This is a genomic window from Mesorhizobium sp. B2-4-13 (assembly GCF_006658535.1).
Taxonomy (GTDB): domain Bacteria; phylum Pseudomonadota; class Alphaproteobacteria; order Rhizobiales; family Rhizobiaceae; genus Mesorhizobium; species Mesorhizobium australicum.
Genome location: NZ_VFVB01000009.1, coordinates 105,266 through 130,815 on the forward strand (window position 1 = coordinate 105,266; position 25,550 = coordinate 130,815).

The 25,550-nt window shown below is 64.2% G+C and carries 24 protein-coding genes; 10 read left to right on the forward strand and 14 right to left on the reverse strand.

Annotated features, from left to right (window positions below; translation table 11 throughout):
• Positions 1–178: 178 nt before the first annotated feature.
• The 3 genes from FJ936_RS23190 to FJ936_RS23200 all read right to left on the reverse strand — a co-directional run bounded on the left by FJ936_RS23190 (position 179) and on the right by FJ936_RS23200 (position 2,541).
• The gene (locus FJ936_RS23190) at positions 179–475 is read right to left on the reverse strand and encodes a hypothetical protein (RefSeq protein WP_141907048.1); all 297 of its coding nucleotides are present in this window, start codon (positions 473–475) and stop codon (positions 179–181) included.
• 116 nt (positions 476–591) lie between these two features.
• A complete protein-coding gene (locus tag FJ936_RS23195) occupies positions 592–1,296 on the reverse strand; it encodes a DUF1223 domain-containing protein (RefSeq protein ID WP_141907049.1) in 705 nt (234 codons plus the stop codon).
• Between the two features lie 180 nt (positions 1,297–1,476).
• Entirely contained in the window at positions 1,477–2,541 is a 1,065-nt protein-coding gene (locus tag FJ936_RS23200) for a pilus assembly protein TadG-related protein (protein ID WP_141907050.1), read from the reverse strand.
• A 207-nt stretch (positions 2,542–2,748) separates the two neighbouring features.
• Between FJ936_RS23200 and lepA the strand changes: the two genes are divergently transcribed.
• A complete protein-coding gene (gene lepA, locus FJ936_RS23205; protein ID WP_141907051.1) occupies positions 2,749–4,554 on the forward strand; it encodes a translation elongation factor 4 in 1,806 nt (601 codons plus the stop codon).
• 1,587 nt (positions 4,555–6,141) lie between these two features.
• Here the strand turns inward: lepA and FJ936_RS23210 are convergent.
• The 3 genes from FJ936_RS23210 to FJ936_RS23225 all read right to left on the reverse strand — a co-directional run bounded on the left by FJ936_RS23210 (position 6,142) and on the right by FJ936_RS23225 (position 9,837).
• Positions 6,142–7,782 carry an ABC transporter substrate-binding protein gene (locus FJ936_RS23210; RefSeq protein WP_141907052.1) on the reverse strand — a complete coding sequence of 547 codons (1,641 nt, stop codon included), beginning with the start codon at positions 7,780–7,782 and terminating at the stop codon, positions 6,142–6,144.
• A gap of 554 nt (positions 7,783–8,336) precedes the next feature.
• Positions 8,337–8,837, reverse strand: coding sequence for a protein-export chaperone SecB (gene secB / locus FJ936_RS23215; RefSeq protein WP_015314738.1), 501 nt, complete (start codon positions 8,835–8,837; stop codon positions 8,337–8,339).
• Between the two features lie 502 nt (positions 8,838–9,339).
• A complete protein-coding gene (locus FJ936_RS23225) occupies positions 9,340–9,837 on the reverse strand; it encodes an FxsA family protein (protein WP_140823087.1) in 498 nt (165 codons plus the stop codon).
• Positions 9,838–10,037: 200 nt separating this feature from the next.
• Between FJ936_RS23225 and FJ936_RS23230 the strand changes: the two genes are divergently transcribed.
• From FJ936_RS23230 to FJ936_RS23245, 4 genes are read left to right on the forward strand one after another with little or no spacing between them, the layout of a single operon-like run.
• The gene (locus FJ936_RS23230; protein ID WP_015314736.1) at positions 10,038–10,745 is read left to right on the forward strand and encodes a Tim44/TimA family putative adaptor protein; all 708 of its coding nucleotides are present in this window, start codon (positions 10,038–10,040) and stop codon (positions 10,743–10,745) included.
• A 21-nt stretch (positions 10,746–10,766) separates the two neighbouring features.
• Positions 10,767–11,867, forward strand: a complete 1,101-nt coding sequence (locus tag FJ936_RS23235) for a murein transglycosylase A (RefSeq protein WP_141907053.1) — start codon at positions 10,767–10,769, stop codon at positions 11,865–11,867.
• The gene (locus tag FJ936_RS23240; RefSeq protein WP_140660315.1) at positions 11,864–12,394 is read left to right on the forward strand and encodes a Smr/MutS family protein; all 531 of its coding nucleotides are present in this window, start codon (positions 11,864–11,866) and stop codon (positions 12,392–12,394) included. Before FJ936_RS23235 ends, FJ936_RS23240 begins: the two co-directional genes overlap by 4 nt.
• Positions 12,391–12,759, forward strand: a complete 369-nt coding sequence (locus FJ936_RS23245) for a helix-turn-helix transcriptional regulator (protein ID WP_015314733.1) — start codon at positions 12,391–12,393, stop codon at positions 12,757–12,759. The genes FJ936_RS23240 and FJ936_RS23245 overlap by 4 nt, the downstream gene beginning before the upstream one ends.
• Positions 12,760–12,805: 46 nt before the next feature.
• Here FJ936_RS23245 and FJ936_RS23250 read toward each other — a convergent pair whose 3' ends face one another.
• The 4 genes from FJ936_RS23250 to FJ936_RS23265 all read right to left on the reverse strand — a co-directional run bounded on the left by FJ936_RS23250 (position 12,806) and on the right by FJ936_RS23265 (position 16,049).
• Positions 12,806–13,045 carry a hypothetical protein gene (locus tag FJ936_RS23250; protein ID WP_140619862.1) on the reverse strand — a complete coding sequence of 80 codons (240 nt, stop codon included), beginning with the start codon at positions 13,043–13,045 and terminating at the stop codon, positions 12,806–12,808.
• A 317-nt stretch (positions 13,046–13,362) separates the two neighbouring features.
• The gene (locus FJ936_RS23255; RefSeq protein WP_141907054.1) at positions 13,363–13,977 is read right to left on the reverse strand and encodes a transglutaminase-like cysteine peptidase; all 615 of its coding nucleotides are present in this window, start codon (positions 13,975–13,977) and stop codon (positions 13,363–13,365) included.
• A 159-nt stretch (positions 13,978–14,136) separates the two neighbouring features.
• Entirely contained in the window at positions 14,137–15,414 is a 1,278-nt protein-coding gene (locus FJ936_RS23260; RefSeq protein ID WP_141907055.1) for a polyhydroxyalkanoate depolymerase, read from the reverse strand.
• A 266-nt stretch (positions 15,415–15,680) separates the two neighbouring features.
• Positions 15,681–16,049: a septal ring lytic transglycosylase RlpA family protein gene (locus tag FJ936_RS23265; RefSeq protein WP_015314729.1), complete on the reverse strand. Its 369-nt coding sequence runs from the start codon at positions 16,047–16,049 to the stop codon at positions 15,681–15,683.
• A 309-nt stretch (positions 16,050–16,358) separates the two neighbouring features.
• On the opposite strand from FJ936_RS23265, the gene FJ936_RS30580 reads away from it, so the two are divergent.
• The gene (locus tag FJ936_RS30580) at positions 16,359–16,544 is read left to right on the forward strand and encodes a hypothetical protein (protein WP_015314728.1); all 186 of its coding nucleotides are present in this window, start codon (positions 16,359–16,361) and stop codon (positions 16,542–16,544) included.
• A 51-nt stretch (positions 16,545–16,595) separates the two neighbouring features.
• Here the strand turns inward: FJ936_RS30580 and FJ936_RS23275 are convergent, their stop codons facing one another.
• The 4 genes from FJ936_RS23275 to tauA all read right to left on the reverse strand — a co-directional run bounded on the left by FJ936_RS23275 (position 16,596) and on the right by tauA (position 19,559).
• Positions 16,596–16,784 carry a hypothetical protein gene (locus tag FJ936_RS23275; protein WP_140619856.1) on the reverse strand — a complete coding sequence of 63 codons (189 nt, stop codon included), beginning with the start codon at positions 16,782–16,784 and terminating at the stop codon, positions 16,596–16,598.
• Positions 16,785–16,803: 19 nt separating this feature from the next.
• The gene (locus FJ936_RS23280) at positions 16,804–17,664 is read right to left on the reverse strand and encodes an ABC transporter permease subunit (protein ID WP_140788828.1); all 861 of its coding nucleotides are present in this window, start codon (positions 17,662–17,664) and stop codon (positions 16,804–16,806) included.
• Complete coding sequence (locus FJ936_RS23285; protein ID WP_140788834.1) at positions 17,661–18,434, reverse strand: taurine ABC transporter ATP-binding protein; 774 nt, start codon at positions 18,432–18,434, stop codon at positions 17,661–17,663. Before FJ936_RS23285 ends, FJ936_RS23280 begins: the two co-directional genes overlap by 4 nt.
• A gap of 111 nt (positions 18,435–18,545) precedes the next feature.
• On the reverse strand, positions 18,546–19,559 hold the full coding sequence (gene tauA, locus FJ936_RS23290; RefSeq protein ID WP_015314724.1) for a taurine ABC transporter substrate-binding protein: 1,014 nt from the start codon (positions 19,557–19,559) through the stop codon (positions 18,546–18,548).
• Positions 19,560–20,193: 634 nt separating this feature from the next.
• On the opposite strand from tauA, the gene FJ936_RS23295 reads away from it, so the two are divergent.
• From FJ936_RS23295 to FJ936_RS23315, 4 genes are all read left to right on the forward strand, one after another.
• Positions 20,194–20,682: an Rrf2 family transcriptional regulator gene (locus tag FJ936_RS23295; protein ID WP_140619852.1), complete on the forward strand. Its 489-nt coding sequence runs from the start codon at positions 20,194–20,196 to the stop codon at positions 20,680–20,682.
• A 31-nt stretch (positions 20,683–20,713) separates the two neighbouring features.
• Positions 20,714–22,057 (forward strand): FAD/NAD(P)-binding protein, encoded by a 1,344-nt coding sequence (locus FJ936_RS23300; protein WP_140788839.1) that lies wholly within the window; start codon positions 20,714–20,716, stop codon positions 22,055–22,057.
• Between the two features lie 737 nt (positions 22,058–22,794).
• Positions 22,795–24,339: a pyridoxal-phosphate dependent enzyme gene (locus FJ936_RS23310; protein WP_246680518.1), complete on the forward strand. Its 1,545-nt coding sequence runs from the start codon at positions 22,795–22,797 to the stop codon at positions 24,337–24,339.
• A complete protein-coding gene (locus FJ936_RS23315) occupies positions 24,336–25,505 on the forward strand; it encodes a PLP-dependent aspartate aminotransferase family protein (protein ID WP_140788843.1) in 1,170 nt (389 codons plus the stop codon). Before FJ936_RS23310 ends, FJ936_RS23315 begins: the two co-directional genes overlap by 4 nt.
• Positions 25,506–25,550: the final 45 nt, after the last annotated feature.

The following is a 25,550-nucleotide window of genomic DNA, read 5'->3' on the forward strand; positions in this document are numbered from 1 at the left end:
GCTACGGTGGCGCGATGCGTGAGTTGCGGCGGAAGCTCACATTCGCGTGCGCCTGCGGACTTTCTGTTTCGACCTCGTTGCCGAAGCAAAACCGCTTCAAGCCTTTCCCGGGGCTGCTCCAGCAACTGTCCCCGGCTGGACAGGGAGCCCGCCAGGGACAGAAGGCCACGCACCAATCTCAATTGGCGGTGGCATCCGTTGCCGGCTTCATCGCGTCGGTCGCCGGTTTCATCGCATCCGTGGCAGGCTTCATGGCGTCCGTAGCGGGCTTCATGGCGGTGGTCGCCATCGGGTCGGCCGGCTTCATCGCGTCGGTTGCCGGCTTCATGGCGTCCGCGGCCGGCGCCATGGCGTTGGCGGCGGGCTTCATCGCATTGGTGGCATCGTCGGCGCGGGCGATGCCGCCGGCAAACAGCGCCGTGGAGCACAAAGCGAGGGCGAGAGCCGGCAGCGTCAAGCGGGAGAAAGTGGTCATGGTCGGTTCCTTGGGTTTACGGGTTGATGGCACGCCCTTTGGGCGGCCGGGCTCTTGCACCGCTGCTCATGCGGCGGTGCAAATCTCTGTTTGGCAAATCTCTGCTCGAACGGGATCTAGTTGGCGGCGGCCGCCAGGATCGGTCCGCCGCCGGGCGACTGCACCAGCACGGCGGTGCTGAGGCCGCCCGAGGCCGCCGGCAGATCGAGCGTCTTGGCGTCGCCGCTCCAGCTGCCGAGTTTTGTCAGCGCATGCACGACATTGGCATGCGGCAAGGTGCGGCCGGTGTTCTCGCCGCGCGCCACGGGCACCTCGACGACACCCTTGGTGTAGCGCACCAGCCAGACATCGGCATGGCCGCCAGGAACGGCGCCGGCGCCGATCGCGACCTTGCCGCCCTCGAGCGACAGCGACGGGCCGCCGGTCTTGGCCGTGGCCGCGATCAGATGTTCGATCTCGCCGGGTGCGGCGCCGACGACGTCGGCATGGCCGTTGACCACCACTTGCGGTGTGAATGGCCCGTCATGGCCGAGCGGCGGCTCATAGGACACCTGGCGCTGCGTGAATTCCTGCTTGCCGAACGTGTCCTTCCAGCCGAGGTAATCCCAGTAGGTGACGTTGAACGACAGCGCCAGCACGCCGGGCCGGTCCTTGACCTTGATGAGGTTGGCGTTGGCCGGCGGGCAGGACGAGCAGCCCTGGCTGGTGAACAGCTCGACCACGGTGAGCGGCTGGGCGACGGCGCCGGCAAGCGATCCGGCGAGCGCCAGCGCGGCGAGGCCGGACAGTACGAAAAACCTGCTTGGTAGGACTGGCGACATCGGCTTGCTCCGTGGGACGACGTCACGATGCGCCGCTCATATCCCCACTTCGCCGCCACGGACGGCTTCGTTACAACGCTCACCGGTTTGTGATTGAAGAGCGCCTCTTCCCTGCGGGCCCCAGAGATTGGCGAACACGGTCGCCGCATCCAATCTCACCACGAGGGGAGATCGGCAGCGTCACTGTGTCAGCGCCGTCTCCGAGGGCCGCTTGTTGTAGTCGCATTTGCCGGTCACGTTGTAGAAGAAGTCGGCGTTGCTGACTGGCGCCGGGACCGAGTTGCCGCCATCTTCCCAAGCCTGGTAGGCTGTCGCGCCGCAAGGCACGACGCTGAAGATGTCGACAGGCTGACCGGTGGCCGTCTCGGTCAGGGTGGTCGCGCTCAAACCGCTATAGAGCCGGTTGGACGTCGTTGGATCGTTTGAGATCAGCTTTTTCGGGTTGCCCGACGGTACGTCCATCTGCAAATAGAGGCCGCCCATCGCGCTGACGTCGATCGCCGCGCCGGCGCTGTTGGCCGGATACATCGTATCGACGCAGTAGTATTTCGTGCCGCTCGCATCGGTCTTGAGGGTCACGCCGCTTGGCGGATTGTTGCCGACGGTGCAGACCTGCTTCTGGACCAGCGTGGTGACGGTCTTGCCGGCTGAATCGGTGGTGAGGACGTTGACATTGGTCGTGCCGTAGCCCTTGGGATCCTTGGTGTTCCCATAGGTATAGTCGATCGTCATCAGCGGCTTGGCCACCGTCGCACCGAATTGCGTGCCGTAAAGCGTCATTGTCTTGTTCCAGTAACCCGAAACCCCGGAGACCTTGAAGGTAGCCGCAACCAGCGCGGGCGGCTTGCTGACCGCAGAGGCGACGGCGATTGGTACGGTGTTGATCCTGGCGATGCTCATGAAAACGGTCGGCATGGCGAAACTCGCCGTGGCCTGCGCCGTGGTGGCGGTGGTGGTGTTGCCGGCCACGAAGTTGGTCAGCGTCGCGGTGCCTTGTCCACCGTTCGCGGCGAAGGAATCCTGCAGCAGCGTCTGGCGCTGCGCCAGCGTCGACGTGGTGTCCATGGTGGTGATCGTCAGGATCGCGGCATCCAGCGCCTGCTGCTGGTTGGATTTGGTCTGGACCGCGCCAGTATAGTCGACCGAGAAGCCGATGACCGCGATCAGCGGCATCAGCATCACTAGGAAGAGCGGCATCATCGACCCGCTGCGGGAGCGGGCAAAGCCGCGCAAAATCCTGAACATTTCAAACCCCCGACAGACATTAGCGAGCGTGCAATTACCACGAGCCGGCGAACCAAGCTCTAATGTGACCCATCAAAGTTTATGCATTCTTTGCCCGTAGGCCGGCTTTTTCGATTTTTTCGCTGATCTCACCGCTTTGTGAGCGGCAAGGCAGCCCTTGGGCGCCAAGCCTTGCCGCCGCTTGCCGCCCCTGCTAAAGCGCGCGGCATGAGCACGCCCCTCGACCACATCCGGAATTTTTCCATCGTCGCCCATATCGACCATGGCAAATCCACGCTTGCCGACCGCCTGATCCAGTCCACCGGCGGGCTGGAGCTGCGCGACATGAAGGAGCAGGTGCTGGACTCGATGGACATCGAGCGCGAGCGCGGCATCACCATCAAGGCGCAGACGGTGCGGCTGAAATACCGCGCCAACAATGGCGAGGACTATATCCTCAACCTCATCGACACGCCCGGCCATGTCGACTTCGCCTATGAAGTGTCGCGCTCGCTCGCCGCCTGCGAGGGTTCGCTGCTGGTGGTCGACGCTTCGCAAGGCGTCGAGGCGCAGACGCTGGCCAATGTCTATCAGGCCATCGACAACAACCACGAGATCGTCGTGGTGCTGAACAAGGTCGACCTGCCGGCCGCCGAGCCCGAGCGCATCCGCGAGCAGGTCGAGGAGGTGATCGGCATCGACGCCTCCAACGCCGTGCTGATCTCGGCCAAGACCGGCCTCGGCATTCCCGACGTGCTGGAAGCCATCGTCCACCAATTGCCGCCGCCGCGCGAGGGCGATGCCACGGCGCCGCTCAAAGCGATGCTGGTCGACAGCTGGTACGACGCCTATCTCGGCGTCATCGTGCTGGTGCGCATCATCGACGGTGTGCTGAAGAAGGGCCAGACCATCCGCATGATGGGCACCGGCGCCAAGTACCTGGTCGAGCGCACCGGCGTGTTCACGCCCGCCCGCATCAATGTCGACGAGCTCGGCCCCGGCGAGTTCGGCTTCTTCACCGGCTCAATCAAGGAAGTGGCCGACACCCGCGTCGGCGACACCATCACCGAGGACAAGCGCCAGACCGCGCATGCGCTGCCCGGCTTCAAGCCGGCGCAGCCGGTGGTGTTCTGCGGCCTGTTCCCGGTCGACGCCGCCGATTTCGAGGACCTGCGCGCCGCCGTCGGCAAGCTGCGCCTCAACGACGCCTCCTTCTCTTATGAAATGGAAACCTCCGCCGCGCTCGGCTTCGGCTACCGCTGCGGCTTCCTTGGCCTGCTGCATCTCGAAATCATCCAGGAGCGGCTGGAGCGCGAGTTCAACCTCGACCTCATCGCCACGGCGCCCTCGGTCGTCTACCGGCTGCTCCTCAACGACGGCTCGATGAAGGAACTGCACAACCCGGCCGACATGCCCGACGTGGTGAAGATCTCGGCCATCGAGGAGCCGTGGATCCGCGCCACCATATTGACGCCCGACGACTATCTCGGCGGCATTCTGAAACTCTGCCAGGACCGGCGCGGCATCCAGGCCGACCTCTCCTATGTCGGCAAGCGCGCCATGCTGACCTACGACCTGCCGCTCAACGAAGTCGTCTTCGACTTCTACGACCGGCTGAAGTCGATCTCGAAAGGCTACGCCTCCTTCGACTACCACCTCACCGACTACCGCGAGGGCGACTTGGTGAAGATGTCGATCCTGGTCAATGAGGAGCCGGTCGACGCGCTGTCGATGCTGGTGCACCGCACAGCGGCCGAAAAGCGCGGCCGCCAGATGGTCGAGAAGCTCAAGGATCTGATCCCGCACCACCTCTTCAAGATCCCGATCCAGGCCGCGATCGGCGGCAAGGTCATCGCCCGCGAAACCATCTCGGCGCTCCGCAAGGACGTGACCGCCAAGTGCTACGGCGGCGACGTGTCCCGCAAACGCAAGCTGCTGGACAAGCAGAAAGAGGGCAAGAAGCGGATGCGCCAGTTCGGCAAGGTGGATATCCCGCAGGAGGCGTTTATCCAGGCGCTGAAGATGGGGGACTAAGCGGTCCGGCTTTGGCCGCTCGCATCGACCCACCGGGTCGATGGGAGCGCAAGTCCGGATGGAAGCTGCCGAAGGCAGCGGGTCCCACCCGGGGGTTGCAGCAGTGCGGTGACCTAATCGGCCGTTCGCACTATGCACGCCAGTAGCAGCTACCGATCACTATCCGTTTTATGCGGAGGGTTCATGAGTAGGTCTAATGGCCCCAACGTATCTTCTCTCATCCTGATATTGATTGGCTCTAGGCTACCCATTGGGAAGTGACTTACTACTGCGCAGCCCGAGCCGTCTCGACGGACATACACGGGCCTATTTGCATCAAGGTCTAGGATTTCCATTGTTCCAAGGTGAAGCGCGGTTGGTGTGTCCCACACGACACCATGCAAAATGGAGCCGCCATTTACTCTCTCGACCCTTCTCACGATTAGCGGCAGGAAACCGTTCTTCTCTAGTAAGGTTTTGAGCACCCTCAATTTTGGTCGGCCAGCACGGCCGAAGGGCGAATATTTGAGCCTTTTGTTTGTGCAGGGGTGTAACGTCCATGGTGGACCAAGGCAGTCGAAAAAGGCACCACCGCCACGCGGCCCAGAAATGTAGTAGACGCCAATTTGACACTCGGGGCATTTGGCCCACGGTCCGTTGCTGTAACTACGGATAGAGGCGCGCTTCCATCCTTTCCATCGGAATGTGCGTGATCGCGAATGTCGCCCACCACTAAAGCCGCATGTGCAGTTAGGTTGATGGTTCCGACCGTTACAAGACATGCTCGCCTCCAATAGAACTCAGCATACGCGAGTCGAGCACTAACGAAAATGCTGCAGCTATATATCCGCCTCCGCAGGAGGCGCTTATCACGCGAACGTCCGGCAGGACAGTGAGGGGCGGCGCCGGCCTTGGCAAAGCAACAGTCCGCCCCGAACTACGGCCGCCTCGTATTGACATCAGCTCCACACATGCGTCATTGGAGGCGGGCAATTGGGGGACTATCCGTGAAAAAGATCTATGCAAAGCCGACGCTGAGCAAACGCGAGAGGCTTTCGGCCGTGACGGCTGTCGCGTGTCCAGTGTCGGTCTGCCCGCGCTAGGACGTTCCCGGGAAAGGGCAGGCCTGCTGCCGCCCATCGCTCTCCCGCGACAAATCCCAGGCAGCGTTGGTACGAATTCATACCAAGCATCCGCCTCGGTTGATCGCGCGGCATAGGCCCGGTACACAAATCGGGCGGCGGACCTTCATCAGGTCGCTAGTGGCCGGCGCGGGGCTCAGGCAATTGTCTCACCGGCACGCGCGCCGGCCATCTTCCCGGAATGATTGAGTGTGGGCCAAAGGCGCTCCGCGTCGCCCGGTGCTGACCTTCGCAGGTTGGTACCTCCCTTCGCCCGCGACAGGAAAGTCTGCGTCGGCGCTCCTCACCTGCCTGCCGGCAGGACAGTGGGGGCGGTGCTGACCTGCGATAGGCGCACGCTGGACTAGCCGCTATCCCCAACCCCGACCCGATTTTGACTTTGCGGACGCCGTCCCCCACTCCGTCGCTGCTTCGCAGCGCCACCTCTCCCCCCTCCGGAGGGAGAGGAACCAAGACCGGCCAAACCTCAACTCTCAATCCAAACCTTCTCAAAGTGCTGCTCCAGTGCCTGGTGCTGTTCGCAGCCTTCGATGCCCTTGCGGAAGGTCCGGTAGACCGAGCGCCAGTAGGGCTGGATGATGATGCCTGAATCGCGCAAATTCTGCTCGATCTTGGCCGTGATCTCCTTGCGGGCCTTGGGGTCGGGCATGGCGAGCGCCTTGTCGAGCAGTTCGTCGAACTCCTTCGAGGCGTAGGCGCTCTCGTTCCAGGCGGCGCCCGATTTATACGCCAGCGCCAGCACCTGGACGCCGAGCGGGCGGCCGAGCCATTCGGTGCAGGAATAGGGGAACTTGCTCCAGTCGTTCCAGAAGGTGGCGGCCGGCAGCACGGTGCGCTTGATCTTGAGGCCCGCCTCGCGCATCTGCGCGGCGATGGCGTCGCCGGTGCTCTTCTGCCATTCGATGTCGACCGAGATGAGGTCGTATTCGTGGTCCGCCTTGCCGCTCTCGGCGAGCAGCTTCTTGGCCGCCTCCACATCGCGCTTGGCGGGGCCGATATCGGCATATTCGGGATGCATGGGGCCGACATGGTGGTTGTCGGCGGGCTTGCCGCGGCCATCGAGGCCGAGCTTCAGCACGGCGGAATTGTCCACCGCGAGCTGGGCGGCGCGGCGCACCTTGACGTCGTCATAGGGCGCGTTGGCGACGTTGAAGCGGGCGACGATGGTCGAGCCGGTGGCGATCTCGGAGTTCTTCAGCCCCATCTTGTCGGTCTGCGAGACGGCATCGGAGGCGGTTTCGTGGTCGGTGTCGATCTCGCCGGATTCGAAGGCCGACAGCATGGCGTTAGGGTCGGAGCCGTAGTCGATCCACTGGATGCCATCCAGGTAAAACTCGCCCTTCCACCAGGGCTTGTCCCGGCGCTTGACCTCCGCGGCCGTCTCGGCGTCCCATTTCACCAGCTCGCACGGCCCGGTGGTGATGGCGAGCGCCTTCATCGGGTCGCCGTCGCCCTCATAGGAGCGGTGCATGATCAACGCGGGATAATCGGCCATGCCGGCGATCAACGAAATGTCGGGCTTGGGCAGGTTGAGCTTGATGGTGTAGTCGTCGACCTTCTCGATGCCGCCATCGACCACCTTCTTGGTGTCGGCATTGACCAGCGCGCCCATGCGCGCGGCGACCGAATTGCCGGCAACGCCGGCTTCGCACCAGCGGGTGAGGTTGTGGACGACGTCGTCGGCGTTGAAGGCGTCGCCGTTCGACCAAGTGATGCCCTTGCGCACGTGAAGCGTGAGCGTTTTGGCGTCGTCGCTCATCTCCCACTTTTCGAGCAGCCAGGGCTCGAAGGAGAAATCGGTGTTCCAGCGCACCAGATATTCGTTGCAATGGCGCGCGACATTGGACATTTCGACGCCGTCGAAGGTGCGCGGATCCTTGAATCCCTTGACGTTCATGGCGACGCGCAGCACGCCCCCCTTCTTCGGCTCGGCGGCGCGGGCGGGCGTCGGGGCGATGCCGCCCAGCGCAAAAGCGCCGGCGGCGCTGACGCCGAGCCCGGCCATCAGCGCCAGATATTCGCGACGGCTGATGCCGCCCGTCTTGAAATCGTCGGCGACAGGTTTGGCGCGCGGGTGAAGTTTGCGGTCGGTCAGCATGAATTTCATCGTCGTTCCCTCTTTTGTTGGTGCATGCCCAAAATTGCCCAGCGGTTTTGGGACGACAGCCTGCACGGAAACAGGCTCGCCCCGGCGGACAAGCCGACGCGGCGCGGCTGCGACCGCCGGGGCGCCATTGCCTGAGAGGGAATGATAGGGCTGGGTGACGTGGCGGAATGTTCTGGAATCCGCAGGACTTGTGCGATGCTCCGCAGGGGGTGGACGGACCTGGGCGCACCACCTCTTGTCTGCTAGCCATCTCCCTCGCAGGGGATCGGTCGGATTGCGAGCAAGAGCGATGCGTTTGCCTGCGGCTTCGCGTTTCACCAGCGGCTTCCCCCACTCCGTCTCGGCTTCGCCGAGCCACCTCTCCCCCCTCCGGAGGGAGAGGAAGGAACGCGCTTGGCGAGGTCGCGCCTTTCCTCTACCCCGTCGATCGGGGGAGAGGTGTCGAGCGAAGCTCGACGGAGTGGGGGTCGACCCATGGCGCGATCGGTCAATCCACCAGAACAAAAAACCCGGCGCGAGGCCGGGTTTTTCAAGCGATCCCTGTCAGCCGAGGATCAGCTCACCTGGGTCTTGGAGGACGCGGCCTGGTCTTCGGCGAGCTTCTGCTGGAACATCTGCGCGAAGTCGATCGGGTCCAGCATCAGCGGCGGGAAGCCGCCATTGCGCGTCGCCTCGGCGATGATCTGGCGGGCGAAGGGGAACAGGAGGCGCGGGCATTCGATGAACAGGATCGGCAGCATGTGCTCTTGCGGGAAGCCCGAAATGGCGAAGACACCGCCATAGACCAGCTCTACGTTGAACAGCACTTCCTGGTCGAAGGAGGCCTTGGCGTTCAGCGTCAGATTGACGTCGAACTGCTTGTCGGAGAGCGGGTTGGCGTTGACGTTGACGTTGATGGCAATGCCGGGCGCCTTATCGCGGCCGCGCAGCGAGTTCGGCGCGCCGGGGCTTTCGAAGGACAGGTCCTTCACATACTGGGCCAGCACGTTGAGCGACGGCTGTGCCGCGTTGCCGTTGCCGTTGGCGCCGACCGGCGCGTCATCATTGCTGGCCATGAGCCAATATCCTTTTCCCCTGGGCAGTCTCGCTCACCGAATTGAATCGGGGCTGACCGAATTGAAATCGGGCGTTCGCTACCATGGCCGGCATGACAAGACAAGGTTTGCCGCCGTGTGGTTCCGAGGCAATCGGCGCGGACGCTTTGTGACGGGAAGATCATCGCCGAGGGCAGTGCCGCCCCTCACCTGCCTGCCGGCATCCTCTCCCCGTATAGTGACGGGGAGAGGGGTGCTGTCATCGGCGCTTCGCCAATCGCCAACGTTGCAGGATTGAGCGCCAGCGCCGCCCCAATCAGCCCTTTCTCCCCGTCACTATACGGGGAGAAATGTCCGGCAGGACAATGAGGGGCGGCGCCGGCCTCTCAAAATGGGCCAGAACGCTGCGATCGCCACTTCAATCGTCCTTCAGCCGCCGCCACGGCGAATGGAAGTACGTGAGCACCGGAAGCGCAGGAAGCCGCCCTTTGCAGACCGGCATCACCTGAATATCGATGCAGTCTCAATCGTCCTTCAGCCGCCGCCACGGCGAATTGTGGTCCGGGCCGCGCTTGAGGTCGTCCTCGCGCGAATAGTCGCCGTCGTCGAGGTCGATGACCTTGTCGCGCTGCCGGCGGAAGCCGCCGGTGGAGAAATTGCTGGCCACGACGATGCGGCCCTTCAGCCTGCTCCAGGCAAGATCGCGCACCGGCGGCAGGAACAGGAGCAGGCCGACAATGTCCGTGATGAAACCGGGAATGATCAGCAGGATCGCCGCGACCACGATCATGGCGCCATGGGCGAGCTGGCCGCTGGGGTCGCGGCCGGCGGCCATCTCGGTGCGGATGCGGGTCATGACGCCGAAACCCTGGTGGCGCAGCAAAAGCACGCCGGCGAAGCTCGAGGCCAGCACCAGGCCGACCGTCGCCAGCGCGCCGACCTCACGGCCGACGACGACGAAACCGGCGATTTCCAGCAGCGGAAGCGCGAGGAGAAAGAGGGGAAGCAGCGAAATGCGCAAGTCTTTACCGATCATTCGATTGTTTTGTCCCGCTGGCGGCCAATCGCCGCTGGCACGGAGGCTGTTAGATAGGTATGCCTGCCTTTGATTTGAATGATTGCGCCTTGCGTTCTATATGCTTTGAATGGTGAACGCTATGCGACCGCGGCCTGCTGGGCTGGACGGTCCGGCCTAGAGGCAGGGATTGATTGGCGGAAAATATGGGCTTCTTCGACTTCGGCACGATTTTCTTCCTGATCGCGGCGGTGGTGATCTTCTTCCAGCTGCGCAACGTGCTGGGCCGCCGGACCGGTAGCGAGCGGCCGCCCTTTGACCCCTACACGGCGGCGCGCACCGACAAGGACGCCACGCAGAAGCCCGAGAATGTCGTTTCGCTGCCGCGCAAGCGGGCGCCCGGCGAGCCGGCGCCGGCCGACGCCTACACGGCCATCGACGCCTTCGCCAAGCCCGACACCGATCTCAACAAGGGCCTGCGCGCGATCAAGGACAACGACCCCTCCTTCGATCCCAAGGGGTTCGTCGACGGCGCCAAGATGGCTTACGAAATGATCGTCATGGCCTATGCCGACGGCGACCGCAAAACGCTGAAGAACCTTCTGTCGCGCGAGGTCTATGACGGCTTCGTCGCCGCGATCGGCGAGCGCGAGGCCAAGTCGGAAAAGATCCAGTCCTCCTTCGTCGGCATCGACAAGGCCGACATCGTCTCGGCCGAGATGAAGGGCGGCGAGGCGCATGTGACGCTGCGCATCATCAGCGAGCTGATCTCGGCGACGCGCGACCAGGCCGGTACGGTGATCGACGGCGATCCCGAGACGGTGGCCGAGGTCAAGGATGTCTGGACCTTCGCCCGCGACACACGCTCGCGCGATCCGAACTGGAAGCTCGTCGCCACCGAAGAAGAAGACTGAGTCCGGCAAAGGCAGGCTCCGGTGTCGCTGTCGCCTCTCCTTGTTGAAAGGTCTTTCGGCGACCTGCCCGGCTGGGGCGACGACGACCATCTGCCGGCCTTCGCCGCCTTCGCCCGGTCCGCCTTCCATGTGCCGGTAAAACCCTATCGCAGCGGCGCGCTGGGCGTCGACTTCGGCGCCTTCGCCGAGGCCTATGCGCAAGCGCGTGAAGCCCCCGCCGCCAGTTCGTCCGAAGCGCGCGCCTTCTTCGAGCGCCATTTTGTCCCCATGCTGGTCCGGCCCGAAACTGGCGCCGGCCTCGTCACCGGTTTCTACGAACCGCAAGTCGAGGCCTCGCCGGTGCGGACGGAGCATTTTGCCGTGCCGCTGCTGTCGCGTCCGGCCGATCTCATCGTTGTTGACGACGCCACCCGGCCCGCCGGGATGGACCCTTACCTCGCCTTCGCGCGCCGGACCGCCGATGGGCTGGCCGAATATCCCGACCGTGGCGCGATCGAGCGCGGCGCGCTCGCCGGCCAGGGGCTGGAGATCGCCTGGCTGGCAGACAAGGTCGATGCCTTCTTCATCCATGTCCAAGGCGCGGCCCGGCTTGTCATGACCGACGGGCGGCTTTGCCGCGTCACCTACGCCGCCAAGTCAGGCCAGCGCTTTACTGGTCCCGGCAAAATCCTGAGCGGGCTCGGCGAAATCCCGCTGGCCGACGTGACCATGCAGTCGATCCGCGCCTGGTTCAAGGCGCATCCTGGGCGGGTCGACGAGATCCTGTGGCAGAACCGCTCCTACATCTTCTTCCGCGAGGCTGCAGTGGATGATGCCGCGCTCGGCCCGATCGCGGCCGCCAAGGTGCCGCTGACGCCGGGCCGCTCGATGGCCGTCGACCGGCTGCTGCACACATTCGGCACGCCTTTTTACATCGACGCGCCGACGCTCACCGCCTTCGACAAAAACCCGTTTCGGCGGCTGATGATCGCGCAGGACACCGGCTCGGCCATAACAGGGCCGGCGCGTGGCGACCTGTTCGCCGGCTCGGGCGATGCCGCCGGCGAGATCGCCGGCGTGGTGCGCAACGCCGCCGATTTTTATGCGCTGGTGCCGCGAGCGCTGGCCGGGGGCGCGAGATGAGCAAGCGCGGCGATAAACTCAGCGATGACGACCGGGTGCTGTGGAACCTGGTGGCGCGCACCGCCAAGCCGCTCAAGGGCCGCGCCGCGGTCGACATTCCGGACATGGCCGTCGATGCCAGGCCGGCGCCGGCGCAGCCGGTCCAGCCCGCCGCCAACGCGACGGCTGTTGCAAAACCGAAAATCCAGCATGTCACGCACCGGCTCGACGAGCCGACGCTGGACAAGCTGCAAAAAGGCCGGCTGCCGATCGAGGGCCGCGTCGACCTGCACGGCATGACGCAGGACGAGGCCTATTCGCTGCTGTTCTCGTTCCTGCACCGGGCGCATGCCGGCGGCGTCCGCTATGTGCTGGTCATCACCGGCAAGGGGTCTTCCTCGGGCGGCGATGGCATCTTGCGGCGCGCCGTGCCGGCCTGGCTGTCGACACCGGCGTTCCGGCCGCTGGTCTCCAGCCACGACCATGCCGCCCGCAACCATGGCGGCTCGGGAGCGCTTTATATCAGGCTGCGGCGGGCGCGCTCGTGACGCCGTTCGGCGAGCGGCTGCGGGCGCTGCGGGCCGAGCGCGGCGTCAGCCAGAAGGACATGGCGGCGGCGATCGGCGTCAGCGCCGCCTATCTCTCGGCGCTCGAGCATGGCCGGCGCGGCGCGCCGACCTGGACGCTGATCCAGAAGATCATCGGTTATTTCAACATCATCTGGGACGATGCCGAGGAACTGGCGCGGCTGGCCGAAACCTCGCATCCGCGGGTGAAACTCGATACGTCGGGCCTGTCCCCCGCCGCCACCGAACTTGCCAATCTTCTGGCCGAGACCATCGAGAAACTCGACGAGGCCGAGCTTCTGCGCATCACCGCGTCGATCCGCGCCGCATTGGGCCGGCGATCGTAGAAGACAGTGCCCGCCGGCGAGCAGCCAGCGGGCAGCCGTGGTGCGATCAATTCTTGCCGGCCGTGCTGCCGCCATTGCCGCCACGACCATGGTCGCCATGGCCCTGGCCGCCATTTCCACCGCCCAGGCAGTCCGACGCGCCGGCCTCGCCGCAACAGCGGCCGGCCCACAAATCGTTGAGGTTGGTGTTGGCGCAGCTTGGAATGGTCTGCCCGGCCAGAGCTGATCCGGTGAGCGCCGAAACGGCGGCGGCGGCGAGAAGCGTGTTGCGCAGAAAAGCAGTCATTTGAAGTCTCCATGATTTGGGTTGGTTCGGTTCACGGCTGTGTGTCGCCGGGCGAACGGAAATGGTTCACGGAGGGATGCGGAAATTTTCTGGAGGGTCCCCAAAGGGAGCCGTGGGTCAAGGCAGTGCAGCAATGGCAGAGGCCCCAGAGATTGGCGGAACCTCCACGGTTCATCATCCACGGGCGGAGCGGGAGCGAAGCGGACGCGCAGCCCCGAGGATCCATGCCGCGATCTGCGAGCTTCGCAACGGTGCAGAATGTAACAGTATGGCAGCGCCGGGGCGGCGCCGCCTCAGGCAGGTGCCCCGCTATGGCCTTACTGCACCGAGCCGACCAGAACCTGCTGGCCGCCGCGGATCGAGACCCAGCGGCCGGTGTTGTCGATCGCCTGGCGCTTGAGGAAGCGGTAGCCGGTCTGGTCCCAGAACTTGACCTTGTCGGTCAGATTGTCCAGCACATAGTCGCCGCCGTCGGTGCGCACCGTCAGCACGGCGTGGCCTTCACCGTCGGGCTTGCGGACCACGGTTATCAGGAGATCGGCGAGCGACATGCCCATGTGGGACAGCTGGCGCCGCTTCTCCAGCACATAGTCCTCGCAGTCGCCGACGCCCTTGTCCGGATAGGCCCAGACCTCGTCCTTGCCGTAGATGTCCATGTCGCTCATCGGCTTGACGGCGGCATTGACCCTTGCGGTGACGTTGACCAGCTTGCGCATCAACCCGTCGGTCAGCACCGCCGGCGCGAGATTGGCCGGGCGGATCGAACATTCGCCTGGACGCTGCTTGCAGAAATCGTAGTGGCCGATCGGCTGCGAGGTGAGGCCCCCGGTGGCCATGGCGCCCGAAGCCCAGGCCGGTGCCATCCAGCCCCCCGTTAACGCCAGCCCTGCTGCCGCGCATACGCGCAGCCTTCGCATGGTTGAGGAATTCATTGTCCCCGCTCGCCCTGTTGTTAACGAAACGTTAAGGGCGATTTACACTCCGTGTCAATTACGACGTCGGCCTGATTTGCAGCATGGTTACCCGCGGGGAGGCAGAGCGGCACTTGTGCAACGGAATCGGACCCGCGGCCGGTTCCGTTTTCAAACCGCCTACCGCTTGGCGGTGCGGACCAGCTTCGGCTTCACCGCGACGCGGTTCTGGCGGCCATAGCTGGTGATGAAGTCGACGATGCGCGGCACGATCTCGGAGCGGAAGCGCGAGCCGTTGAAGACGCCGTAATGGCCGACTGCCGGCTGCATGTAGTGGGCCTTCTTGTCGGCGGGGATGTTGACGCACAAATCCTGCGCCGCCCTGGTCTGGCCAAGACCCGAAATGTCGTCGTTCTCGCCCTCGACCGTGAACAGGGCAACGTTGCGTATGACGGACGGATCGATCCTGGTGCCGCGATGCGTCATCTCGCCCTTGGGCAGCGCATGGCGCACGAAGACCGTGTCGACCGTCTGCAGATAGAACTCCGCCGTCAGATCCATCACCGCCAGATATTCGTCATAGAAGTCGCGGTGTTTTTCGGCATTGTCGCCATCGTGCTTCACAAGGTTCATGAAGAATTCCTTGTGGGCGATGATGTGGCGGTCGAGGTTCATGCTCATGAAGCCCGAAAGCTGCAGGAAACCGGGATAGACCTCGCGGCCGAAGCCCGGCACTGGCCAGGGCGCGCGCATGACGACGTTGTCGCGGAACCAGTCGATGCCCTTTTCCTCGGCCAGCAGATTGACGGCGGTCGGGTTGCGGCGGGTGTCGATCGGCCCGCCCATCAGGGTCATCGTCGAAGGCACGAAGGGATCGCCCTTCGCCTCCATCAGCGCCACCGCCGCAAGCACCGGCACGGAAGGCTGGCACACGGCCATCACATGCGTGTCCGGACCCAGCGTGTGCAGCATGTCGATGACGTAGTCGATATAATCGTCGAGATCGAAGCTGCCATCGGCCAGCGGCACCATGCGGGCGTCGACCCAGTCGGTGATGTGGACATCGGCATAGGGCAGCATCGCCTCGACCGTGCCGCGCAGCAGCGTGGCGTAGTGGCCCGACATCGGAGCCACGATCAAAAGCTTCGGGTCGGCCTTGCGCCCGGCGGGAACGGCGCGCTCGAACCGGACGAGATTGCAGAACGGCTTCGACCAGACGGTCTTCTCGGTGACCGCGACGCTCTTCCAGTCGACCACCGTCTTCGCGAGGCCGAATCGCGGCTTGCCGTAGCGGCGCGTGGTGCGCTCGAACAGTTCGGCGCCGGCCGCGATGGAACGGCCCCAGGGCGTATGCGAAACCGGGTTGAGCGGGTTAGAGTAGAACAACCGGACCGCGTCGGCATAGAGCCGCGCCGGCTGCAAGGCCGCGTGGTTCATTTCGTAGAGCTGGTAGAACATACGTTACCCCGCGACCGAAGGGACGACGATCAGCGCCGAGCCCTAGATGTCTCGCGGGGAAGTTAACAACTAATTGCTGCGATGCAATACGTCACGTGGCGTGACCAATGCTTCTTTCGCCGAAAGCCTTGAAAACCAGGCACGGTCGGCCCAGCCGGCTCAATGTGCAGTGCCGAAATGTGTAGGATATGTGTCAGGCTTTCGCGGCGACCTGACCATGATGGTCCTGCGGTCGGGAAGGGGATCATGGTCAGGAGACGATCAGATCAGACGCGCGCCATGCAGACGGAGGTCTGCCCGGAGCCGATGAAGCCGAGCTGGCCGGCGGCGCCTTTCGACAGGTCGAGCACCCGGCCCTTGATGAAGGGACCGCGATCGTTGATGCGCACGACGACGCTGCGGCCGTTGTTCTTGTTGGTGACCCGCAATTTGGTGCCGAAAGGCAGCGTGCGGTGGGCGGCGGTCATCGCCGAGGGGTTCATACGCTCGCCCGATGCGGTCCTCGAGTGCAGCGCGTACCAGGAAGCGCGGCCACACTGACCGGCGGCGGCGGTTGCCGAAGTGGCGGAGGCGCCGACCATCAGGCCAGCAGCGATCGTTACCGCGACAAGCGCGGTCTGTTTCGTGGTCTTCATATTTGGGGGATGGCTCCGTTTTTGACAGACCCAAGCCGTTAGGTGGGAAATAAGGCAGGAAATGCGGCAGTGATCTGGCGGTTCCATGGCAAGATCACACGTTTGGAGTCAGGGGGTAACAGTTTGTCAGGGATTTTCGGACCAGATTTCATCAGTTATCGATGATGTTCGTGCCGATATCCGAGATCCGTTTGACAAGATCCGGGATTAATCTCCAAGTAGAAACCGCTGGGATCGAGCCACTTCCTTTGGCTCTTTCATCGCGGCTGTGGCGCCGCTCTCGATCGACTGGGAAAGCGAGATCCGACAATGAGACTGACCAAAAATCTGCTGGCGTTGATTGTGCTGGCGATCGGTGCGTTGTGGTCGCTGCAAGGGATCGGCGTGGTCGGCGGCAGTTTCATGACCGGCCAATCGCAATGGCTCTATATCGGCCTCGCCGCCATGCTGGTCGGCCTGGCCGGCCTGGTATGGGCGAACCGTGGGCATGGTTGATTTTCGAGCAAGCGCGCCCGCTGCCGAGCGCGCCGCCCGTGGCGACTGCGTTCACTGGGACCAGTACTGCCAGGCCCAGTAAAAACTCTCGTCGCGCGGTGGCAGGCGATCGCGCCCGGCGCGGAGATGGACCGGCGCCGGCGAGCGCGGGCTGTCGTCACTTGCCGCTTTCTCGTCGGAAGCAAGGCCGAGCAGCCAGGCGCTGACATGGGCAAACAACACGGCGGTGGAATGGGTCATCGTCATTCTCCTTTTCCGATCATTCCCGCCCCGCCCATGGGACCAGCACGCGCTCGATGCGGCGGATGGTGAATTCGAGCACGAAGGCGATGGCGGCGATCACCAATATGCCCATGATCACCACGTCGGTGACGAGGAACTGGGCCGCCGACTGGATCATGAAGCCAAGCCCGCGCGTTGCCGCCACCAGCTCGGCCGCGACCAGTGTCGACCAGCCGGCGCCGAGCGCGATGCGCAGGCCGGTCAGGATCGAGGGCAGGGCGCTGGGCAGGATCACGTGGCGGACCACTTGGCGTCGAGTCGCACCAAGCGAACGCGCGGCGTTGACGCGCTCCCGCGAGACGCCGCGGACGCCCGAGGCGGTCGACAGCGCGGCCGGCGCCAGCATGGCGATGGCGATCACCAGGATCTTCGACGGCTCGCCAATGCCGAACCAGATGATGACCAGCGGCAGGTAGGCCAGCGGCGGGATCGGCCGCAGGAATTCGAGCAGCGGATCGAAGATGCCGCGCCCCACCGTGCTGATGCCTATGGCGAGCCCCACCGGCACGCCGACCAGGATGGCGGCGACCAGCGCGGCAAAGACGCGGCCCAGACTGGCGACGACATGCTGCGGCAGCGTCGCGTCGACGAAGCCGTCGCTGATAACCACGATGAACTTGTTCCACACGGCAAGCGGCGAGGGCAGGAACACCGGCGACACCAGTTGCAGGCGGGCCGACAGTGTCCAGAGCGCGAGCACCGCCAGGATGGTGGCGGCGCTGACCATGCGGGCCGAAACGCCCGTCCGTTTCGCCCGTGGCCTCGACCAGGGCACCGACAGGCCGTCGGTTTCGTCTGTCCTTGAACCGGGCCGTTCGGTGTAGGAGGAAATTGTCATGCCGCCTCTCCCTCGAAGATCGCGTCGGTCAGTTCGCCGCGCGCCGCCGCGAAGGCCGGATCGGCCTTGATGGCGCGAATGGGCTCGCCTGCCGCGTAACGCCTGGAGAAGCTCGGCTCGAAGGTTCGCACCACGCGGCCCGGGCCGGGCGCCAGCACGACGATGCGGGTGGCGAGCACCAGCGCCTCCTCGATGCCGTGCGTCACCATCAGCACGCCGGCATGGCTTGCCGTCCAAAGGTCGAGCAGCGTCGTCTGCATGCGCTCGCGCGTCAGCGCGTCGAGCGCGCCGAGCGGCTCGTCGAGCAGCAGGAATTCGGGTTGGGCGGCGAGCGCCCGGGCAAGTCCGACACGCTGGCGCATGCCGCCGGACAGCTCCCAGATGCGTTTGTCGCCGGCTTCAGCGAGCTTGACCAGCGCCAGCAGTTCATCGGCGCGGCGCGCCCGTTCGGCTGGCCTCACACCGCGCAGCCTGAGCGCGAAGGCGACGTTCTCGCGCGCCGTGAGCCACGGAAACAGCGCATCGTTCTGGAACACCACGGCCCGGTCCGAACCGGGCCCGGTGATCGGCTTGCCATTGACCGTGGCACTGCCGCGCGCCGGTATGACCAGGCCGGCGGCGACGTTGAGCAGCGAGGTCTTGCCGCAGCCGGAGCGGCCGACAAGGACGACGAAATCGTTCTTGGCAACGCCGATCGACACGTGCTCGACGGCGGGTGCCGGCTGGCCGTCATAGTGGATGGAGATCTTGTCGAGCACGAGATGCGGCATGGGCCCTCGCCGATTGGAAGAATATCCGCCGGCCCCAAAACCGCGCCTCGTCTGCGGCTTCGGGACAGGCAACACGCGGCGTCAGGGAAGGAGAGCCGCGTGTGCGAGGCGTCAGTTCGAGGCCAGCGCCTCGGTGACGTATTTCGAAGTGACGTATTTCGAATAGTCCGGCAGCACCGCGTCGACCTTGCCTTGCTCCTTGAGGAAGGCGGATGCCGCCGCGATCGCACTGACCGTACCGCCGCCGAGGAACTTCCCGGATGCCTGCTCTTCCAGGGTGGGGAAGACATAACCCTTGAGCAGCTCCGGCACCTCTTCCAGCTTGGCGCCGGTGAGCTTGGCGATCGCGGCGGCCTGCGGCGACGACACCGACCAGGCGTCGGGCTTGGCGAGATAGTCCGCATAGGCGGTGCCCGTCACCTTGACGAAGTCGCGCACGGCTTCCGGGTTCTTCTCGGCGAAGTCGGTGCGCACGATCCAGGCGTCGAAGGTTGGCGCGCCCCAGGCGGCGACCTGCGAGGAATCCAGCACCACCTTGCCGGATGTCTTGATCTGGCCCAGCGCTGGGTCCCAGACATAGGCGGCGTCGATGTCGCCGCGCGCGAAGGCGGCGGCGATTTCCGGCGGCCGCAGGTTGAGGATCTGGACCGATTTCGGATCGACATTCTCGTGCTTGAGCGCGGCAAGCAGGCTGTAATGCGTCGTCGACACGAACGGCACGGCGACCTTCTTGCCGGCGAGGTCTGCGACCTTCTCGATGCCGGCGCCGTTGCGGGCGACCAGCGCCTCGGATTGCCCGATCAGGCCGACGACGAAAATGGTCTGGATCGGCAGTTCGCGGCTGGCGGCGGCCGCCAGCGGGCTCGAGCCGACATAGCCGATATCGACCGAGCCGGAGGCGACCGCGGCGATGACATCGGCGCCGGAATCGAATTTGCGCCAGTCGATGCTGGCCTTGGTCGCCTTTTCATAGGCGCCATCGGCCTGCGGCACTTTCGAGGGTTCGACCACCGTCTGGTAGCCGATGGTGATCTTCAGGTCTTCGGCGAGCGCCGGGCTGAGGAAGGCGGCGCCGGCGAGGGCGGCCGACGACAGAAGGAGAATGCGTCGCGAAATGGTGGGCATCAAAGGGCTCCATGAAAAGGGAAAACCGGATTGCATGTCCATAGTTCGCTAATTCCATGGTTCTTGTAGAGTTAAATCCTTCCAAGGAAGGAGAGCTTGTTGAAAAAAAGCCACTGGCGGCGGGCCGCCACGGCGGAAGTGACGGTTGCCGTCGTCCAAGAGCGGCGAGCCCATCAACTTTGCCCGAGGGCTCGACCTCGACCGTTGCAGATACAGACAGGTTCAAACGAGAATTCCGGGTTTTCCCTACCTCCAGCAAACTGATGCTTCGAATGGCACGGAATTTAGAATGAGGTTCCACGTGTCGGCACCTAAGTATAGTAATCTTATGGCACATAGGTGCGGGGTGCCGATGACAGGGCATCCCAAGCGTATCGTGGAGATCGCTGGCGTCGTCGGTTCCCAGCCGCGGGCCGTCATGCGAGCAAGCCTGGCGTCTGTGTCCTCGAAATCACAAGGCGGGCCTAAAATCGCCGCAACGAGTTGAAAATCAAGCAAGATTAACCGCAATTGGCTTGTATATCATGTCACTGGAATTTATGTGTCATGGAGGCTTCGGCGCGGCGGGGAGGCACGCGAGGCGTTTCGCAACGGATGGCCTAAGGCCATCGCACGACAGAGAAACGTTCGGTTCATGCTCACCAAAAAAGGCAAGTACGGCCTCAAGGCGCTCGTCCATCTCGCGCACATGCCGGCCGGACGGCTCGCCTTCGTCGGCGATATCGCGACCGGCAACAACATTCCGAAGAAATTCCTCGACGCTATACTGGGCGAGCTGCGCAATGCCGGCTTCGTCCAGAGCCGGAAGGGCAAGGAGGGCGGCTATCGCCTGGCCCGGCCCGCCGACGAGATCAAGGTCGGCCACGTCGTGCGCGTCCTCGACGGTCCGCTGGCTCCGATCCCCTGCGCCAGCCGCACACAGTATCAGCGCTGTGAAGACTGCAACGAGGCGACATGCCAAGTCCGACATCTGATGCTGGAAGTCCGGCAGGCGATCGCCGAGGTGCTCGACCAGCGCAGCCTCGCCGAGATGCGCGACATTGCCGACGACCTCCCGGTCGCGAGGGACGACCTGCCGGTAGTGCGGAACGACCTGTCGGTCGCGGTGAAGGTCCAGGCCTGAAGCCGGCACTTCGCATGGGGCTCGCTTGCGCATGACCGGGCGAACCAACCCGACCCGTTCCATCATCATCGTCGGCGGCGGCGCCAGCGGCGTCGTGCTGGCCGCGCATCTGCTCAAATCGCCCAATCCGGACCTGCGCGTCACGCTGATCGAAAAACGCCCGCATTTTGGCCAGGGCATTGCCTATTCGACGCTGCTGTCGGCGCATGTGCTGAATGTCAGCGCCGCAGGCATGAGCGCCTATGCCGACGATCCCGGCAATTTCTGGCGCTGGCTGCTGGAGCGGGGGCTTGCGACACCAGAGCAGGTTCCGGTCTATGCGCCGCGCAGCCTGTACGCGCGTTATCTCAAGGAATTGCTCGACGACCTGGAAACGCGCGAGCGCGAGACCGGCCGGCTGCGCCTGATCCGCGAGGAGAGCCTGTCGATCACGCCGACGGCGTCCGGGGTCGAGGTGGCGCTCGCCAACGGCACCAGCGTGGTCGCCCATCTTGCCGTGCTCGCCACCGGCCATGACGAACAGCCCGCGCAGGGCCACGCGATCCGGATGGGCTCGGAAGCCGACACCGCGCTTGATCCAGACAGCCGGATCCTGGTGCTGGGCACGGGCTTGAGCATGGTCGATGCATTCCTTTCCCTGGAGCAGCGCGGCCATCGCGGCGACATCATCGCGGTGTCGCGGCGCGGCCTGCTGCCCTCGCCGCATCGCAAGGGCAATCCGATCAAGCTCGACGTCGCCGACATCCCGCTCGGCACCCAGCTCTCCTATTTCGTCGGCTGGTTCCGCGACCTCATCCGTCAGAACCAGAAGGCCGGCGTCGACTGGCGCGACGTGGTGGACGGCCTGCGCCCCTTCAACCAGAAGATCTGGCAGAACTGGCCGGCCTCGGCCAAGCGCCGCTTCGTCGAGCACACCAAGGCCTGGTGGGACATCCATCGTCACCGCATGGCACCCGAGGTCTACGCCAGGGTGACGGAGGCCGTGCAATCGGGCCGCATCCGGCCGCTCGCCGGGCGCGTCGTCGCCGTCACGCCGGGCGACGGTTTCGCGGTGGAGGTCCAGTCGCGCCACACCCAGCGCCTCGAAACATTCGGCGTCGCCCGCATCTATGATTGCTCCGGTATCGTGCGCGACATCTCGACCTCGTCGAACAGCGTGGTGCGCTCGCTGGTCGACCGCGGCCTGGCGCGGCCGGACCCGCTGCGCATCGGCCTCGACGTCTCGGCCAATTGCGAGATCATCGCCGCCGATGGCACCGTTTCGCGAAAAATTCTCGCCGTCGGCCCGCTGACGCGCGGCACCTTCTTCGAGATCGACGCCATTCCCGATATCCGAGTCCAGTGCGCCAGGCTGAGCAAGCGGTTGCTGGGGTAGACAACCCCAGGAGGCGATTGTCTTTGGCAAGCGGTGCCCGCCTTAAGCCGCGAGCGTCTTCCGTGATCGCACCATATTCGGCTGGGCGTAGTCTGGTATTCGTCCTGAGCGGCCCTATGTCGGTCTGAACAACTTCCGTTCTTAACTATAAAACGGCAGGACTAAAGTCTTGCGCGCTAGCAGGCCTTGGTCCGAGGGGTCTTCGAACGTTCCGTGCTTGTCCATTGGACGTTCCATTACTTTAGTCAATCTAGATATACGTGGCTTGATATGGACCGCGGTAATGGGGATGCGAATCGGCCTGCCAAAAGGCGCGATCTTCCTTCCGTCGAGTGACCCAATTCCTCCTCAGCCCGGTTTCGAGCCAGTGCTTTCCTATGCCCTCGGACCAAAAGAATGGCCGGTGCGGGGATGCTTGGGTTGGAAGCAGGTCGCACCGGCCATCGCGGGTTAGGCTTCGATTGGGATCGTCCCCCGCACGACCAAGCTACATATATATTAGCTATTGCTCAACTAAGATTGAAGTCCCTCCAGCTACCAGCCGGAGGGATGGCGTTCAGCCCAAATGCCTCACACACGGCACGCGCGGTCTCGGCGCCGGAAAAATTCTGCTGGCCGGTGATCAGGTTGCGACGCCTTCGCTGGACCGGATCATGCCGCCGTCCAGTCCCACGGCTTGGCGCTGTCTCGCTGGCGTTTCGGTCGGCACCGCCTCGCCTCGCCTGGATGACGGCCCCATGGAATTTCATTCCCCGTCTGGCCACCGGATTGGCACGATCTATCTTCTTTCCAACTGCGATCGGCTGGAAAAGACGCTAGGGTTGACCCATGGAGGCTCCGACAAGAGTGAGCATAGAAAAACCACGGCCGACAGTGGCTCCTCGGATAGGGCGCTCTCGCGCCTCCGGCCGCCCTATGCGTCGTTGCTCGATCTGATCGGGCAGACGCCCATCGTCGAGCTGACCAAGTTCGACACCGGAAAATGCCGGCTGTTCATCAAGCTCGAGAGCCAGAACCCTGGCGGCTCGATCAAGGACCGTATCGCGCTGTCGATGATCGCGGCGGCCGAAAAACAGGGCAAGCTGAAGCCCGGCGGCACCATCGTCGAGGCGACAGCCGGCAATACCGGCCTTGGCCTCGCCCAGGTCGGCATTCCCAAGGGTTACCGCATCATCCTGGTCGTGCCCGACAAGATGTCGCGCGAGAAAATCCAGCATCTGCGCGCGCTCGGCGCGGAAGTGCGCATGACGCGTTCCGATGTCGGCAAGGGCCATGCCGAATATTACCAGGACATGGCGGAAAAAATCGCCGCCGAACTGCCCGGCGCCTTCTACGCCAACCAGTTCGCCAATCCGGCCAACCCGCTGGCGCATCAGACGACCACCGGCCCGGAGATTTTCTCGCAGCTAGACGGGGATGTCGACGCGGTGGTGGTCGGCGTCGGCTCGGGCGGCACGCTGACCGGACTTGGCCGCTACTTCGCCGAGGTGTCGCCGAAGACGGAGATGGTGTTGGCCGATCCGGTCGGCTCGGTGCTGGCGCCGCTGATCAAGACCGGCAAGATGGAAGAGGCGGGAAGCTGGACCGTGGAAGGTATCGGCGAGGATTTCGTGCCGCCCAATGCCGATCTGTCTTTGGTCAAGAAGGCCTATTCCATCACGGACAAGCAGAGCATGCTGGCGGTGCGGGATCTGTTGTCCCGGGAAGGCATCCTGGCCGGTTCTTCCTCCGGGACGCTGCTATCGGCGGCGTTGCGCTATTGCCGCGAGCAGACGGTGCCCAAGCGCGTCGTCACCTTCGTCTGCGACAGCGGCAACAAGTACCTGTCAAAAGTGTTCGACGATTTCTGGCTGGCGGAACAGGGACTGGCCGAACACGAACAGCATGGCGACCTGCGTGACCTCGTGATGCGCACTCACCGCACTGGCGACACCGTCTATGTCGGGCCGGACGAGAGCCTGCTCAACGCCTATGGACGCATGCGCCGCTCCGATGTCTCGCAACTGCCAGTGCTCGACAACGGCAAGCTCGTCGGCATCGTCGACGAGAGCGACATCCTTGCCCATGTCGACGGCCCCTATGACGGGCGCTGGGAGCGCTTCAACGGCCCGGTGCGCACAGCCATGACCTCGAACCTGCACACGCTGCAGGCCAGCCAGACGCTGGACGCGCTGCTGCCGGTGTTCGACCGCAACGAGGTTGCCATCATCTTCGACGGCGACGAGTTCGTCGGCCTGATTACCCGCATCGACCTGATCAACCATCTGAGGCGCGCACGATGACAACATCCGGAAAGAACCGCCTGGCGTTTTCGACGCGCACCATCCATGGCGGCCAGAGCCACGACCCGCTCACCGGTGCGGTGATGGTGCCGATCTACGCCACCTCGACCTATGGCCAGCAGTCGCCCGGCGTGCACAAGGGTTTCGAATATGCCCGCAGCCAGAACCCGACGCGATTCGCCTTCGAGCGCGCCGTGGCCGATCTCGAAAGCGGCTCGGCGGCTTTCGCATTCGCTTCCGGCCTGGCGTCGATCGCCACGGTGCTCGAATTGCTCGATGCCGGCGCGCATATCGTCGCCACCGACGACATTTATGGCGGCTCGTTCCGGCTGATGGAGCGGGTGCGCAAGCGCTCGGCCAATCTGCGGATTTCCTTCGTCGATTTCACCAATCTGGCCGCGGTCGAAGCCGCGATCCGGCCGGAAACAAAAATGCTTTGGGTCGAGACGCCGACCAATCCATTGCTGCGTATCGTCGATCTCGAAGGCGTCGCGGCGCTGGCGAAGCGCAAGGGGATCTTGTCCGTCGCCGACAACACCTTCTGCAGCCCCTACATCCAGCGGCCGCTGGAGCTCGGCATCGACATCGTGGTCCATTCGACGACGAAATATCTGAACGGCCATTCCGACATGGTCGGCGGCGTCGCCGTGGTCGGCGACAACAAGGATCTGGCCGACCGGCTGAAATTCCTGCAGAACGCCATCGGCGCCATATCGGGCCCGTTCGACAGTTTTCTGGCGTTGCGCGGTTTGAAGACCCTGGCGCTGAGGATGGAGCGTCATTCCACCAACGGCCTGAAGATCGCGCAGTGGCTGGAAGCGCGAAAAGATGTGCGCCGCGTCATCTATCCCGGCCTCGCCAGCCATCCCCAGCACGCCATCGCGGTCCAGCAGATGCATGCCTTCGGCGGCATGATCACGGCTGTGCTCGATCGCGATCTTGCCGGCACCAAACGCTTTCTCGAACGCACGCAGCTGTTCACGCTGGCCGAAAGTCTTGGCGGGGTGGAGAGCCTGATCGAGCACCCGGCGTTGATGACGCATGGCTCCATTCCCGCCGAGAAGCGGGCGGAGATCGGCATATCGGATTCGCTGGTGCGGCTGTCGGCGGGGATCGAGGATGGCGACGATCTGATCGCCGATCTGGATCGGGCGCTGGGAGGCTGAGTGCCTTTCGGCTGACCGAGGCCCGTGTTGCTCGCGGGCATGCGC